Origin of the sequence: Mycobacterium sp., assembly GCF_046095365.1 — a bacterium.
Taxonomy (GTDB): Bacteria; Actinomycetota; Actinomycetes; order Mycobacteriales; family Mycobacteriaceae; genus Mycobacterium.
The window spans coordinates 1-14,742 of the sequence record NZ_JBJTJF010000086.1; the positions used below are offsets into that span (position 1 = coordinate 1).

14 protein-coding genes and 1 pseudogene are annotated in these 14,742 nt (G+C 67.9%); 4 read left to right on the top strand and 11 right to left on the bottom strand.

Going from position 1 to position 14,742, the window contains the following annotated elements; translation table 11 throughout:
• Positions 1-72: 72 nt before the first annotated feature.
• Complete coding sequence (locus tag ACKOQ4_RS07605; protein WP_526290450.1) at positions 73-1,134, bottom strand: NAD(P)H-dependent amine dehydrogenase family protein; 1,062 nt, start codon at positions 1,132-1,134, stop codon at positions 73-75.
• Positions 1,135-1,151: 17 nt separating this feature from the next.
• On the opposite strand from ACKOQ4_RS07605, the gene ACKOQ4_RS07610 reads away from it, so the two are divergent.
• On the top strand, positions 1,152-2,345 hold the full coding sequence (locus tag ACKOQ4_RS07610) for a thiolase family protein (RefSeq protein WP_526290452.1): 1,194 nt from the start codon (positions 1,152-1,154) through the stop codon (positions 2,343-2,345).
• A gap of 120 nt (positions 2,346-2,465) precedes the next feature.
• On the opposite strand, the gene ACKOQ4_RS07615 is transcribed toward ACKOQ4_RS07610, so the two are convergent.
• Positions 2,466-4,091 carry a long-chain fatty acid--CoA ligase gene (locus ACKOQ4_RS07615; RefSeq protein WP_526290474.1) on the bottom strand — a complete coding sequence of 542 codons (1,626 nt, stop codon included), beginning with the start codon at positions 4,089-4,091 and terminating at the stop codon, positions 2,466-2,468.
• Between the two features lie 116 nt (positions 4,092-4,207).
• Here ACKOQ4_RS07615 and ACKOQ4_RS07620 point away from each other — a divergent pair, with 116 nt between their 5' ends.
• On the top strand, positions 4,208-4,522 hold the full coding sequence (locus ACKOQ4_RS07620; protein WP_526290454.1) for a hypothetical protein: 315 nt from the start codon (positions 4,208-4,210) through the stop codon (positions 4,520-4,522).
• Between the two features lie 3 nt (positions 4,523-4,525).
• Here ACKOQ4_RS07620 and ACKOQ4_RS07625 read toward each other — a convergent pair whose 3' ends face one another.
• From ACKOQ4_RS07625 to ACKOQ4_RS07645, 5 genes are all read right to left on the bottom strand, one after another.
• Positions 4,526-5,611: a WD40 repeat domain-containing protein gene (locus ACKOQ4_RS07625; protein WP_526290456.1), complete on the bottom strand. Its 1,086-nt coding sequence runs from the start codon at positions 5,609-5,611 to the stop codon at positions 4,526-4,528.
• A 295-nt stretch (positions 5,612-5,906) separates the two neighbouring features.
• Entirely contained in the window at positions 5,907-6,905 is a 999-nt protein-coding gene (locus tag ACKOQ4_RS07630; protein WP_526290476.1) for an oxygenase MpaB family protein, read from the bottom strand.
• Positions 6,906-7,103: 198 nt separating this feature from the next.
• Positions 7,104-8,567: an alpha-L-fucosidase gene (locus ACKOQ4_RS07635; protein WP_526290458.1), complete on the bottom strand. Its 1,464-nt coding sequence runs from the start codon at positions 8,565-8,567 to the stop codon at positions 7,104-7,106.
• A gap of 42 nt (positions 8,568-8,609) precedes the next feature.
• A complete protein-coding gene (locus ACKOQ4_RS07640) occupies positions 8,610-8,861 on the bottom strand; it encodes a hypothetical protein (protein ID WP_526290460.1) in 252 nt (83 codons plus the stop codon).
• 100 nt (positions 8,862-8,961) lie between these two features.
• Positions 8,962-9,240 (bottom strand): hypothetical protein, encoded by a 279-nt coding sequence (locus ACKOQ4_RS07645; RefSeq protein WP_526290462.1) that lies wholly within the window; start codon positions 9,238-9,240, stop codon positions 8,962-8,964.
• Positions 9,241-9,811: 571 nt separating this feature from the next.
• On the opposite strand from ACKOQ4_RS07645, the pseudogene ACKOQ4_RS07650 reads away from it, so the two are divergent.
• Positions 9,812-10,144 (top strand): annotated as a pseudogene (locus ACKOQ4_RS07650) (C40 family peptidase); the annotation flags it as partial.
• 345 nt (positions 10,145-10,489) lie between these two features.
• Here ACKOQ4_RS07650 and ACKOQ4_RS07655 read toward each other — a convergent pair.
• The 4 genes from ACKOQ4_RS07655 to ACKOQ4_RS07670 all read right to left on the bottom strand — a co-directional run bounded on the left by ACKOQ4_RS07655 (position 10,490) and on the right by ACKOQ4_RS07670 (position 14,502).
• A complete protein-coding gene (locus ACKOQ4_RS07655; RefSeq protein WP_526290464.1) occupies positions 10,490-10,930 on the bottom strand; it encodes a hypothetical protein in 441 nt (146 codons plus the stop codon).
• A 29-nt stretch (positions 10,931-10,959) separates the two neighbouring features.
• Positions 10,960-11,508 carry a DUF4333 domain-containing protein gene (locus ACKOQ4_RS07660; RefSeq protein WP_526290466.1) on the bottom strand — a complete coding sequence of 183 codons (549 nt, stop codon included), beginning with the start codon at positions 11,506-11,508 and terminating at the stop codon, positions 10,960-10,962.
• 88 nt (positions 11,509-11,596) lie between these two features.
• On the bottom strand, positions 11,597-11,854 hold the full coding sequence (locus ACKOQ4_RS07665) for a DUF3297 family protein (protein WP_526290468.1): 258 nt from the start codon (positions 11,852-11,854) through the stop codon (positions 11,597-11,599).
• 209 nt (positions 11,855-12,063) lie between these two features.
• On the bottom strand, positions 12,064-14,502 hold the full coding sequence (locus ACKOQ4_RS07670) for a Calx-beta domain-containing protein (protein ID WP_526290470.1): 2,439 nt from the start codon (positions 14,500-14,502) through the stop codon (positions 12,064-12,066).
• Here ACKOQ4_RS07670 and ACKOQ4_RS07675 point away from each other — a divergent pair.
• Positions 14,477-14,742: hypothetical protein (locus ACKOQ4_RS07675; RefSeq protein WP_526290472.1), on the top strand; the 266-nt coding region annotated here is incomplete at its 3' end. The genes ACKOQ4_RS07670 and ACKOQ4_RS07675 overlap by 26 nt on opposite strands.

Genomic DNA, 14,742 nt, shown 5'->3' on the forward strand with positions numbered 1-14,742 from the left:
AGGCATCGTGCGGAGACACCGGGATGGCTCTCGACTGCTCGACGACGATCGGCTGCGCCATGACAGCCGATGTTACGGCCGAGCGAAAATCGGCGCGGCCCGCCCGGTCAGCGGCGGCAGGTCGAAGAACCCCTTGATCCCCGGCTCGGCCGCGCAGGTGGCCGGGATGGCGTTGACGCAGTGCGCGGCGGTGGCGACCACACCCGGGTTGCTGATCAGACCTTCCTCGACGCTCTCGGGCTGCCAGCCCTTCACCGTGACGAACGTGTTGGGGTTTCCGCGCACCTCGATCTCGTAGCGCTCACCGGCCGGGCCGAACGACCACGCCGGGTCGAGGTGTTCCTCGCCCATCAGCCAGTTGACCGCCACCCGCACGACGATGACGTTGGTCACCACCGCGTCCCAGACGAACCGGCGCCCGGCGACCTCGCCGGGCGCGATCACCCCGATCGGGGACTCGATGGGCGCGGTCGCCACCGCCACCTGCTGGCTGGTGCGGATGACGGGGTCGGCGGCGAATCCGAGGCGGTCGACGATCAGCCGGACCGACTGGAAGAAGCCACCGTTGAGCAGTTTCTGCATCGGTCCGCTCAGTGCCTTCTCCGGCGTCCCGCCGAACCCCATGACATGGCGCAGCACGTCGGGTGCGCCGTAGGTGCGCAGGTCGGAGAACTCCTCGGCGCGCACGTGGATGATGCCGGTGGACATCACCGACAGCAGCAGCGGGAACAGTTCGGTGGCCGCCCCCGGCCCGATGCCGGCCCCGTGCAGGGTGGCGTTGCCGGCCAGTGCGGCGGCCCGCAGCGGCGCCGCCTCGGCCTCGCTCGGGTAGAACCACCCGAGTGGGCTGACGATGTTCTTACCGGAGCGCAGCAGCGCGGCGACCTCATCGGCGTTGGGCAGCAACGGCGCGTAGACCACCGCGTCGGCATCGAGGGCAAGAATGTCCTCGATGCTGTCGGTGGCGGTGATCCCCAGCGGTGCGGTGCCGACGATCTCGCCGACGTCTCTGCCCGCCTTGGCCTTTGAGTGCACCCAGCAGCCGGCAAGTTCGAGTTCGGGATGTTCCACGATGGCGTTGATGGCGGCCTTACCGACCGATCCGGTGGCCCACTGCACCACGCGGAGCGCCATACCGGCAGACTACCTGCATGGCAAGGAACAGGGTTTACGTCGCCGGAGTCGGAATGACGAAGTTCGAGAAGCCGGGGCGTCGCGAGGGCTGGGACTACCCGGACATGGCGCGGGAGTCCGGCACCAAGGCGCTGGCCGACGCGCACGTTGAGTACACCCGGATCGAACAGGGCTTCGTCGGCTACTGCTCGGGTGACTCGACCTCCGGCCAGCGTGCTCTCTACGAACTAGGCATGACCGGAATCCCGATCGTCAACGTCAACAACAACTGCTCCACCGGATCCACCGCGCTCTACCTGGCCGCGCAGGCCATCCGGGGCGGACTGGCCGACTGCGTGCTGGCCCTGGGCTTCGAGAAGATGCAGCCCGGCTCGCTCGGCGGTGGGGCAGAGGACCGGGAGTCCCCGCTGCGCCGGCACATCAAAGCCCTGGCGGAGATCGACGAGTTGGCCTTCCCGGTCGCACCGTGGATGTTCGCCGCGGCCGGACGGGAGTACATGCGCGACTACGGCGCCACCGCCGAGCATTTCGCCAAGATCGGCTACAAGAACCACAAGCACTCGGTGAACAACCCCTACGCGCAGTTCCAGACCGAGTATTCCCTCGACGACATCCTCAACGCGCCGATGATCTCCGACCCGGTGACGAAGTTGCAGTGCTCGCCGACGTCCGACGGCTCCGCCGCCGCGGTACTGGTATCCGAGCGGTTCCTCGACGAACACGGACTGGCCGGGCAGGCTGTCGAGATCGTCGGGCAGGCGATGACCACCGACTTCGCCTCGACCTTCGACGGCTCGGCGCGCAACATCATCGGCTACGAAATGAATGTCCAAGCGGCGCAGAAGGTTTACGACCAGAGCGGCCTGGGCCCGCAGGACTTCGGCGTGATCGAGTTGCACGACTGCTTCTCCGCCAACGAGTTGCTGCTCTACGAGGCCCTGGGGCTGTGCGGCGAGGGCGAGGCGCCGAAACTGATCGACGCCGGAGATACCACCTACGGCGGACGGTGGGTGGTCAACCCTTCCGGCGGGCTGATCTCCAAGGGCCATCCGCTCGGCGCCACCGGCCTCGCGCAGTGCGCCGAACTCACCTGGCAGTTGCGCGGGACCGCGGATGCGCGTCAGGTGGACGACCTCGACGCCGCTCTGCAGCACACCATCGGCCTGGGCGGGGCGGCCGTGGTCACCGCCTATCAGCGCGCCGATCGGTAGACCGCGGGGGTCGCGCATGGTCGTCGAGAGTGCGCTCAGATCGAGAAAAACCCCCTGTCGACCGGTTTCGTCGATCTGAACGCACTTTCGACGGAGGGCGGCGGGGCGACTGGCGGGGTGCTACAGCGTGATGACGTCGTAGGCGCCGTCGGCGTAGCGGGCGCGGATGGTCTTCTTGTCGTACTTGCCGACGCTGGTGCGGGGAATCTCGCCGACGAAGGTCCAGCGTTCCGGCAGCCACCACCGGACGACCTTGTCGGCCAGGAACTCGCGCAGCTCGGCAGGGGTGACCTCGGCGCCGTCCTTGAGCACCACGGCCGCCAGCGGGCGTTCCTGCCAGCGCTCGTCGGGAACACCCACCACAGCGGCCTCCCGAACCAGCGGGTGGCCGATCAGGGTGTTCTCCAGTTCCACCGAGGAGATCCACTCCCCACCGGACTTGATGACATCCTTGGCCCGGTCGGTCAACGTGATGTAACCCTGCGGGTCGATGCGCCCGACGTCGCCGGTGCGCAGCCAGCCTGAGGTGAACTTCGACGGGTCGGTGTTGCGGTAGTAGGACCCGGTGATCCAGGGACCGCGGACCTCCAGCTCCCCCACCGCCGCGCCGTCGCTGGGCAGCACCGCGCCGGCGTCGTCGACGATCCGGGCCTGCACCCCGCACATCGGCCGGCCCTGGGTGGAGCGGATCTCCCAGTGCCGTTCGTCCGGAGTGCCGGGGGCCGGCCAGGCCAGGGTTGCCATCGGCGAGGTCTCGGTCATACCCCACAACTGCCGGATCTGGACTCCGTAGTTCTTCTCGAAATACTGCATCAGCGACACCGGCACCGCCGATCCGCCGCAGGCCACCAGCCGCAGCGACGAGATGTCGTGTCCCGGTTCGCGATCAAGGTAGTTCATCACGTCGTTCCAGATGGTCGGCACTGCCCCGGCGACCGTCGGGCGCTGCGTCTCGATCAGGTGCACCAGCGATTTCGCGTCCATGAAGCGGTCCGGAAGCACCAGGTCGGCGCCTGCCATCAGCGCCGCGTACGGCAGCCCCCAGGCGTTGGCGTGAAACATCGGCACGATCGGCAGTGCCTTGTCGGAAAAGCTCAGGCCCATCCCGTTGCCGCTGCACACCGCCATCGAGTGCAGGTAGCTCGACCGGTGCCCGTAGACGACGCCCTTGGGGTGGCCGGTGGTGCCGCTGGTGTAACACATTGCCGCGGCTGAGTTTTCGTCGATGTCAGGCCAGTCGAAAACGTCCGGCTCCGCCGCGGTGATCTCGTGGTAGCGCAGCACTCGCTTGCCCGAAGACTCCAGCGGACCAAGATCCCCGGACCCCACCGCGATCACGGTGTGCACGGTCTCCATCCCGGGCAGCACCGGCGCCAGCACGGATGCCAGCGACAGGTCGACGATGACGACCCGGTCCTCTGCCTCGTAGGCGACGAACTCGATCTGCTCGGGGAACAGCCGGATGTTCAGAGTGTGCAGGACCGCCCCCATCGACGGAATCGCGACGTAGGCCTCCAGGTGTTCCTGGTTGTTCCACATGAAGGTGGCCACCCGCTGGTCGCCGTCGACGCCGAGGCGGCGCAGCGCGTTGGCCAGCCGGGCGGCCTGCCGGCCGACCTCACGGTAGGTGGCCTGCCGGAAGCCGTCGCCGGTCGCGGTGGTGACGGTGCGGTCACCATGGACGCCGACCGCGTAACGCAGGATCTCCGCGATGGTGAGCGGGGAGTTCTGCATGGTGCTCTGCATCGCCAGTTTCCTTGTCGCCGGGGTGTCGCCGGGTTTCACCGGCGATCGTATAGCCGAACCGGGCACCCGCGAGGGCTCGTATAGCGTTGCAAGCCGGACAGCCGGAAGGAGAGGCCATGCGCTGGACGGCCCTGCTTGCCGCCGCCGCGGCGGGGTTGGCCGTGACGGCCGCACCCGCCGGGCCGGCATCGGCCGAGCAGTCCGCGCAGGACACCATCAGCGATCTGCAGAAGCAGGGCTACAGCGTCCAGATCGACAAGATCGGCACCGGTCCGATGTCCAAGTGCGTCGTCACCAGTGTGCGCAACCCTCAGACCCTCACCCAGTGGGTGCCCTACGTCGGTCCCGGACTCGGCGACCGCGGCACCTTCCTGATACCGGTGGTGACCAGTCAGACCATCGCTGTGTCGCTGGACTGCAGCCAGCGGTAGGGGTCAGGACGCGGCCGGCAGGCCGGCCCGGGCGGCCCGCATCTCCAGCGCGGTGACGGTGCCGTCGAAACCTCCGACGTACAGCCGTGTCCCGTCACGGCTGACCGCCAGGCACGACACCGGCTTGCCGAGGTCGATGCGATTGACCGTCCGCAAGGACGCGGCGTCGAGGACCGTCACCGTCTCGCCGTGCGCCAGCAGCACCTCGGCTCCGGTGACCAGCAGACCGGCCGGCTGTCCGTCGAGCGCGTAGGAACCGACGACGCGGCCGGTGTCGACGACGCGCAGCGCGGCGCCGAGGTCGTCGTCCCAGACGGTGACGAAGACCCTGCGGTCGTCGCGGTGCAATGCGACGTCACCGATCGAGGCGCCGACTGCGACGGTCTGCACCCGGCCGGACCGGATGTCGACGGTCACCAGCGAGCCGCCGGCGGCGGTGCTCAGCGCGGCATACAGGCGGGTTCCGGCGGGGTTGATCCGCAGGCTGTCGATCGAGGCCTCCGGCCCGCGCACGACCGGGATCGATCTGAGAGCGCCGCTCTCGACGTCGATCACGGCGATGTCGGTGACCGCGTCCGCCGACCGCGCGACGTAGAGCACGTCGCCGGCAGGGCTGAGCGCCAAGCCGGCGGCACCAACCCCGACCTCGCGAGCAGCCAGCGGAGTGCCGGCGGCGAGGTCGACGGCGACAACGATGTCCTCGCGGATCAACGCGGACTTCAGATACGCGCGATCGGCGGCGACGACGGCGTACGGCTCGGCGATACCGGAAACGGTGGCAGCGACCTCCAAGGTGGCGGTGTCGACGATCGACACCGCGTCCTCGCCGTAGTGAGCCGCGACCAGATGCCGACCGTCACGGCTGACGGCGAGATCGGTCACCGCTCCGGGCAGACCGGACAACTCGCCCTGCGCGAGCCGGGCGATCCGCTGCACGGACGCCGCCGCGCGAACCGCGGGCAGCAGCGTCTGCGGTCGGCCGGCCGCGGTGGCCGGACGCACAGTGGTCAGCGGGGCCGGCAGCGTCGCCAGCCACACCGCGTCGGTGGGGCGTTCAGCGAGGGCGGTGCCACCCGTGAGGGTTGCCATGTTTCGTTCACCTCCGTTGGCCAAGCGAAATGCCCGGCCTCAGCGTGGAAATAAGGGGAATTGCGTTCGAGCGCAATAAATCAATCGTTTACCAGTCTAGCTGTTGCGCAGGTCACACAATCGCCGCCGACGTGGCCCGGGTATCACCGATACAGCCCGACAACCCTGTGCGCCCATCGTTGCCGAAGGGATTCGCCGGCATTTCCGCTGGACACCGCGAATCGACATGCGGTGGACATCACATGCAGGGCCTGAGTGTCGGAGGTTTCCCCGCCGCATAGCGGTTGAAATCGCCTCAAAGCGCCCGTTCGACGGTGTCACGATCCCGGGCGGGGTCGCTGCCCGGCACATACGCCGGCTCGGTGTGGTCGCAGTCGGTGCCGCCCTCGACCCGCCGCTGAGCCAGGCGGAACTCGCGCAGCGGACCCATCGCGGCCTGAGTGCCGTTGATCGCAGCCCATGTCGCCGCACGGCGTGCCGCCCGCTCCACCGGGTGCGGCGGCCGGTACATCACCATCTCGGCGGCCCAGTCCGGCATCGCGTCGCGAATGGCCCAGTCGAAGAACTTGGCGGCCTGCGGCACGTCGGGATTGTTCATCAGAGCCGCGCCGGTGGCCAGAGCCGCGCCATGGGTGAGCGCGAGCCGGGGCAGATAGGAGCGCAGGCAGTCCAGGGTCTCAGCTTTGGAGGCCGGTAGATCGGTGCCGCCCAGGGCGTGACCGACCCGGGTGAATTCCGCGTAGTAGCGGTCGATGTCGCGCAGCGGAACCGGGTGGTACATCTGATGCGCCGTCGCGATGCCCCAGACCACGGTGGCGTAGTTCCACCGCAGCCAGTCCGGGTCGTCGGCGTCGTAGCGCAACCCGTCGGGCCGAACACCTTTGACCGTGTGGTGCATCGAGCGCACCGTCTGGGCCACCTTCTCGGCGGTCGCGGTCGATCCGTAGGCGGTGCCGATGAAGAAGGCCAGCGAGTGCGCCAGGCGCGCCTGCGCGCCCTCCTGATCGAGCCGGCCGGTGGGTCGACCGTCGTCGTCGCGTTCGGCCACCCGGGAGTGGTCCGAGCCCATCCAGAAGATGCTGGGATCGAGGCGTTCCATGAAGGCCGCGCACTGCAGCCCGAAGATCAGCGCCGAAGTGTGCGAATGCACGTGCCAGACCGCGCTGTCCGGACCGAACCACCCGGGGTCGCCCTTGGGCCCGGCGAACTCCAGTCCGCGGAAGAACCTGCGCCGGACGTCCCTGTCGAAGTCGGACCTGACCTTGTGCTCGAGAAGCTGGTGCGGAAGCAGGATCCTCATCGGCGACCGGGCCTTTCCCAGTTCTGGTTACGTATGTAACCAAAGTAGCACCGCCGGGCCCGGGCGTAGCCGCGCGGCGGGGGCGCGCTCGCCCCGGGGGACCGCTGCTGGCCGGCCTGGCGGTCAGCCGGGTTGCGCATCCGGCGCATCGGAATTGGACACCTCGGGTATCGACAACACCCTGGAACCGGGTTAGCCCGCCGGACGCACCCGGCCCTGCAGCGCCAGCACGTAGGCCGGCGAAAGCGGTATGCGCTCGGGCGTCCGTACGTGCAGCATCCCCTCGGACACCCGCCAGTCCACAGACGTGCCGAGGCCGGGCATCCGCACCCCGGTGACATCCGTCGCGTCGACTCCGCGGAGTCCGAACTCCGGACGGGACAGGTCCAGAAGGATCGCGTTGAGGCCGTCGTCGCTCCGGGTGAACCGCACCGGGTTTCCCTCTGTGGTGGTGGTCTCGGCGATCGCCCATGGCCGCGTGCGGTAGACGGCGTCGCCGTTGACCGCCAGCCAGGACCCCAATCCGCGCAGCGGGGTCAGCTGCTCCTCGGGAAACCGGCCGTGCCGGTCGGGCCCGATCCCGATGAGCAGGTTGCCGTTCTTGGACACGATGTCGACGAAGGACCGCACCAGCTCGGTCGAGGTCACGAAGTCCTGGGGCCGCTCGTTGCGGTTGGCCCCGAAGGAGTGGCCCACGCCGCGGGTGGACTCCCACTTCTTCTGCTGGATGGAGTCATACCGCGCGTACTCCGGGGTCCGGATGTCGTAGTGATGCTCCGCCGGGAACGTCAACGACTTGTGCCGGTCGGGAATATAGGCCCAGAACCGTTGCAGCAGAGTGCCTCCCACGCGCGCCAGGGAATCGGTAAGCGCGCTGCGGTACTGCGGCGGTTCGATCCAGCGGTCGTTGACGACTCCGTCCGGGACACTGTTGTAGTAGTCGGCGAACAGTGCGGGCAGGTTTCCGCCGGCCGGCCAGCAGATGTCGTTCCACAGCATCGAGGGCTGGTAGCGCTCGATCAGCTCGCGGACGTGCGCCCCGGCGTACTCGACGTAGTCGGGGGTGTGCGGGACGGCCAGGAACGCATCGGCAGGGTTCTGCAGCAGAGCGTCGTTGTAGGGCCAGTCGTAGCCGCCTGAGTAGTACAGCCCCATGCGCAGACCGGCTTCCCGCACGGCGCGGGTGAGGTCGCCGACGATGTCACGCCGCGCGTGGTAGCGGCCCTTGCGCGGGTGGGCCAGTGCGGTCGGCCACAGGCAGAACCCGTCGTGATGCTTGGTGGTGAGTACCACGTACCCCGCGCCGGCGTCGCGGCACACCGAGGCGATCGCCGCCATGTCCGCCTCCGCGGTGCCGTCGTCGAAGGGGACGACGAAGTCGTCGTAAGTGGCTGCCGGACCGTAGGTCTCGCGCTGGTGGCGCCAGGTCGGGCTGCCCTCCAGCCGGCTGCTGTTGAGATACCACTCGGCATACGGGTTGTCCCGCAGCATCTCCGCGGGACCCTTGTGTTTGAGCAGCTCCTGGATGTCGGGGACCTGCGGTGCCCAGCCGGGCACCGAATACAGGCCCCAGTGCAGGAAGATGCCGAGCTTGGCGTCGTCGTACCACTCGGGAAGCGGGTGGTTGCCCACGGACTCCCAGGTCGGCGCGTACACCGGCACAGGCTAAGGCACGGGCACCCGGCCGGAGGGGTGAACTCAGACCGGCGAACCCACCCGGGCCGGCGTCCCCGGTCCGGTCCTGGCGCGAATGCGGGCCCGCGCCGCGGCAATGCCGGCCAGTTGGGCGATGCCGATGACCAGGATCGGCCACAACAGTCCGGCGACGAGCGCCAGCACGCCCGGGTTGTCGGGTGCGGCGATCCCCGGTTCCCTGCTCCATTCGGCGAACAGGAACACCGCCGCCGCACAGAGCAGGGCCACAGCCAGATAGACAAATATCCCGGACATCTCGCCTCCCGTCTTCGGTTCCCACCACCGAATGTAGAGCGAGAAATCAAGAACGCTGATTTGCGAAGTATGATTCATATGAGACTCATACGTCCGCTTGCTACGGCACGCCGGCGAGGCTTGACGCCCGGCCGGTATCGGCCTCGACGTCGGCCATCGCGGCCGCGGGTTGGCGACCGCCGGAACCGCGGTGTCTGATCGCCGCGATCACCGCGAACTCCGCCAGACCCACGGCCAGCAGCGGCCACAGCAACCCGGCCAGAACCGAGTAGATGAATCGGTGCGGCGGCCGGGGCAAACCATGCCCGAGCGAATCCGCGGCGAGGAAGATCGCCGACGCCGCGACCAGCGCGGCCGCGGCATAAACGGTGGCCACCATGACGACCTCCTCCGGGATCTCCCGCACTTCCCAAGGTAGCGAGGCGAACTGGTGATGCCCGTACAGGTCGGCCACGGTTCGCTAACGGGCGGATAACTGTTCGTGACGGGCCCCGGGAGCCGGCCGAACCGGAGAAGGCGGGCGGCCGCCGACACAGCCCCCCCGCGTGAGCGACGGCCGCCCACGTCAATTCTGTCAGGGACTGTCACATTAAGGGAACCCGTTCGATAAACAAACCCTGGGTCCGGTTGTAACGCCGGCCACAGACGCGCCGACATCACGGTGGAGTAACGATCAGGCATACCCGCCGAGACCAAGATCGGGGGCCGCAATGGCACGTCCTGGGTACCTGGTGTCCTGGGCAGCGGCGATGGTGGCCGTCCCAGCGTCGGTGATGTTCTCCCCCGTCCATCCGCCCGCGGCTCTGAGCGGGATGCCCCAGATGGTGGCTGTCGGCGATCCGGTCATGGCGCCACCGGGGCCGGCGGCCGCGGTGCGAACCGTCCGGCGGGACCTGCCCGCCGCCATGGTCGCCCATGAACAGCGTCCGGCAGCGGGGACCGGCGCGATCGCCGTGCAGGCCGCGCTCACCCGGCTCGGCGACCCCTACGAGTGGGCCGCGGCGGGTCCGGACGCCTTCGACTGTTCCGGTCTGGTGGTGTGGTCGTTCCAGCAGGCCGGGGTGTCCCTGCCGCACTCCAGCCAGCAACTGGCGGCCGGCGGTCAGCCGGTGCCACTGGACCGGATGCAGCCCGGCGATGTGATCACCTACTACTCCAACGCTTCGCACGTCGGCCTTTACGTGGGCAAGGGAAAGATGGTGCACGCCTCGACCTACGGCGTCCCGGTGGCCGTCGTTCCCATCGACAACGCCCCGATCTACAACGTCCGCCGGTACCGCTGAGCCCCGGCTAGAACGTCAGAACGGGAAAGAACGAGTAGTCGACACAGCCGTTGAGGGTCTGGCATCCCGGAAAGAAGGGCGGCGGCACCGGCCACGGCGGCGGTGGCGGGGCCGGCGTCTGCGCAGGCGGGGGCGGGGCGTCCGTTGGCACCACGTGTCATCCGAGCGCTGGTAACACACCGAGTATCCGTACCAGGGTTCGCACTGCCTGGTGTCGTCGGCGCGAGCCGGGCCCGCCGCGGCGACCAGCGCGACGGGCATCACCGCGGCCATCGCCGCCGCCGCACGTCTCATCGCTGACCCTTCGTGAAACTGTATGTGCGCGTGTGCTTTCCGGAACGTCGGTTAGCGCCGGTGGACCTCCGGGGCGCGAACCTCAGGTACCCGGACTTCGGGGGCGCGAACCTCCGGAATCCGGACGTCGGGAACGCGGACGTCCGGCACGACCGGCACCCGGATGTCGGGGATGCCCGGAACACCTGGGATGCCCGGGATTCCGATGCCGGGCACGCGCAGGTAGGGGGCGATGTTGGGAACATTGAGGCCGAATCCCACATCGAAGCCGATACCGACCGGAAGCGGGTCGAAGTCGACACCGAGAGGCACCGGGGCGAGGGCCGGCACCGGGACGGGAACTGCGGGGCCGGGAGCGAAAGCGACGCCGACAGGTGCCCAGGGTTCGCACTGGCCGTTGTAGTTGTTGTAGTACATCCCGACACCGCAGTCGTCCAGGGCGTGCCCGGGCGGGGCGAGGACCACGGCCGCCGCGACGGCGCCGACTGCCATCGCGGCATGGTCGCGAAGCCAATGGCCGGTCACGACGGGCCGGTGGAAAGGCTCATGAAAAGGCCCTGCACCTTGCTGACCGAGACGGCGGTGTCGTCGGTGGTCCCGTCCTTGGTGACGTGGCAGGTGGTGCTCGAGCCGACCTTGCCGTCCAGACCTCCGTCGCAACTCACCTGCGCCTTCACCTCCGCCGAGAACGCGTTCTCGAGTTGGGTCTTGGTCATGGCCGGCGTGAAGTCGTAGTCGATGTTGCTGCCGCTCACCTTCGTCACGGTGACGTTCACCTGAACCGCCGTGTTGTCGTCGACCACCACCTCGCAACTCTCGGTTTTCCCGACTTCTCCGGGAAGGTCGTTCGGGCAGGTGACGGACTTAGGCGGGGTGGCCGTGGAGATCCTGCCGGTGAGGCTTTTCTGCAGGTCCGCAGCGCTCATCGACGGCGCGCCGGTGGCGGCCGCACTGCTCGTTCTGCCGGCAGCGGCTTTGTTGTCACCCTTCGACGAACAGCCGGCAACACCGAGGGACAAGGCCAGCGCCGCGGTCAGCATGACCGCACCGAATCCTCTGGTCACCGTCATACGAACCTCCACATGTCTCACGAGCAGCCTGCGATTGCCGCAGACGCTAGCAATCAACCGACGTGATTTCCGTCGTTCCGCCCTGGCATTATTCCGCCGGGCGGAAAAACGGTTCGACCGTCCCTTTGAGCTTGATCACCATGGGATTGCCGCGGCGATCCTTGGCGGTGGGAACTTCCACGCGCACCCAACCCTCGGACACGTCGTATTCGTGGACATTGGTTTTCTCGACGCCGTTGAAGCGAATACCTACGCCGCGGCCGAGCACCTCTTCGCTGTAGAAGGGGCTGTCCGGATCGACGGAGAGGTGATCCGGTGGGACGTCTGTGATCTGTTCCTCGGACATGGTTGCTTTCGGTGAGTGCTGCTTTCGGGTTGTTTTGTTGATTCTCCAGGAACCTACGCGCCCCATCACGGCTGGGCCGTGGTATGAGCGCACTGCGACTTCCAGTGCGGGGTTTCACGGTGGCTCCGACCGCCCAGCAGACTGGTGCCACCACGAGCCGCGCAGAGCCCTCAGGGATACAGAAAGTTCAGCGTTGACCTAGACCAGAGTCAGTCGTCATTGAGGATGGTTCCCGTCGCAGTCATGACGCCCGCTTTGGGATACGAAACATCCCTGGTGACCAGGACGACCGTAAAGGACTCGTCCTGTTCCTTCGTGGTATCGCCCAGCACTGGGACCGCAATGTACTGCCCCAGCGGCACGGCGTTCGTCTTGGTGGGATCCTTCGCTGTCGTCTGGGGCGAATAGATGGTCACCGAGCCCTCTGGCCGCGTGGAATTGTTCCTGACTCCATAGTCTTGCCCGGCGATAGCCGTGCCGTTCACCGTGTACCAGTCGACAGTCACGTCCCTGTCGGCAGTACTCGACAAGGAAACAAGGAACCGAAGAGCAACTCCGCTTCCGTTCCCTTCCCTTTGAGAGCCGGACAGCGTTCCCTGGCCGCCACTTGCCGTGATGTTGATCGTCGGCGGGCTCACCGGGGCGGTGTCGTCATTGCGGATGGTCACCCTGGAGGTCTTGACCGCGCCCAGACTGGCCCCCGCCGCCGAGGTCAACGTCACCGTGAAGGTCTCATCGGACTCCACGACGGTGTCCCCGGTGATGCTGACCGGCACACTCTGGCTCAGCGTGGTCGTGTTCGCCGCGAAGCTCACCGTCCCCGTTTTGGCGGTGTAATCACTGCCGGCCGTCGCGGTGCCGTTGGCGGTGGCGTAATTGACCGTCACCGCGGTCGTCGGGGTCTTCGACAGTGTCACCGTGAAACTGGCCGCGCTGGTCCCGCTGTTGCCCTCCGCGACGGTCAGGGTGGCCGGACTGATCGACACCGACGGCAGGGCCGGCTGGATCGGTACCGTCACCGGAATGACGGTGATGCCTCCATATCCGAATGGTGTCCTGTCGTAGGCCCGCACACCGAAGGTGTCATACCTGTCCAGCGCCGGCGCCCCAACCCGTGCCGCCTTCTCCTGTGCGGCCACCGACGGGGTGTAGGTGAACTCGCCCGACGGTTTGACCGTCACCACACCGCCCCGCGCGGTGGTGAACCGATCAGTCCCGTCCGCGAGTTGCTCGGGCGGCGGGATGGAATAAGCCTCGAAGGCTACGGCGTCCCCGTCCCGGTCGAGGGCCCGGACTTGGCCGCGGACAACGCCGTCGGCGCCAGCCGGGGGGTTGATCACGGGCTCCAACTTTGTCGGCGCATTGTTGTAGGGGGAAAACCACTCGACGTGCGGCCCTACCGCCAGACCGCCGCTTTGGACATTCTCGGCGTCGCCGTTGCCCGGTGTTGGCCACGACTGCGCGAGGCCATCGGCGGTCCAGACCGCCTCGCCCGGCACGTATCGCATAATCCAATTGTTCGGGTTGCCGGTACCCCTGACGAAGACGTTGTAGCCGTCGGGGCTGACTGCCACGTGTTGCAACGTAATTGTTTCGAAGCCGTCGGTCCGCGGGGGCGCCAAGGTGTTGATGACGGTGCTTGTGGCGGTATCCACGACCAGCAAGGCGCCAGGTCCGTACTCCCTTACCCGCTGCTGCGCAATGTAGAGGCGCGCACCGTCCGGGCTGACAGCCATCCCTGCGGTGAGTGCGGGAAAGCCGTTTTTTGGGCCGAGGGGCTTGCCGTCTACGGTGACCGGACCGATGACCTGAAGCGTCTCCGTGTCGATGACGTTGACCCCTGCCGCCCAGTTAGAGACGTACAGAGTCCTGCCGTCCGGAGAGATGGCAAGGCTGTCCGAATCCTCGGCGGGAAAACTACCTCCGTCGGGGTGGGGAAAGACCCTCTGGACCGTCTTGATCGGCTCAACACCTCCCGGCGACGGGAGCGCTGGATCCAGTTTTGCGGTGTCGAGAGCGCTGATGTTGCCGTCCTTGCGGAGGACGTAGAGGCGGGATCCGTCCGGGCTCAGCGCCATTGCGCGCAGGGGTCCCATAACGAGGTCGTACTGGCGGAGGGCTCCGGAGCCGGCGACTGAGAGCAGATCGCTCTGCAAGACATAGACGCGTTTGCTGTCCGGGCTGACGGCCAGGCCCCTGCTCTGGCCGCCGCCCAGGTCTTTGGAGTACCGAAGCCCCGCGGCAGGTCCGCCCGTGTTGCAACAGCCGAAACCAAACAGCCAGGCGGTCTCTGGCTGCGCATTTGATGGCTTCCACCGCACCGCCGCATAGACGATGTCGCCGTCGGGTGCGGTTGCGATCTGGTCGACCCTGAACTTGTATCCCACCGGGTTAGTCGCCGTCCCCCCGCCGTACCAGGCCCCGGGTGCAGCGCCGGAGGGGCCGGGACCGTAGTAGGTCCGGGCGTTCAGGGCATAGAGCCCTTGATTGCGGCCGTAGAAGACCAGCGGTTCCCCTCCGCGCGCGGCGGTGGCGACGGGTTTGACGGACTCGGTCGGCGTCACCGCCGCGGCGGCGATGACTCCCGACCGCGGCGAGCCCTCACGCCGCGCGGCCGCCAGCATGGCGAACGACAGCGCCGACCCCACCGGCGCACCCGGGTTGACGCCCCCCGGCAACACCGACGTCGACTGCACCACCCCCGGCACGGCCGCCGGAATCGGCGCAGGCGCCGCCGGCGCCGCCGACACCGTCATGGCCTGCCTCGCGAACCCGGGCTCCGGGACAACCGCGCCACCCCCGGCCACCGACACCGGCGCCATCACCGACACCGCGGCCCTGACACGTCGATCCGGCATTCCACCGGCCACCGACACCGGCGGTAGCGC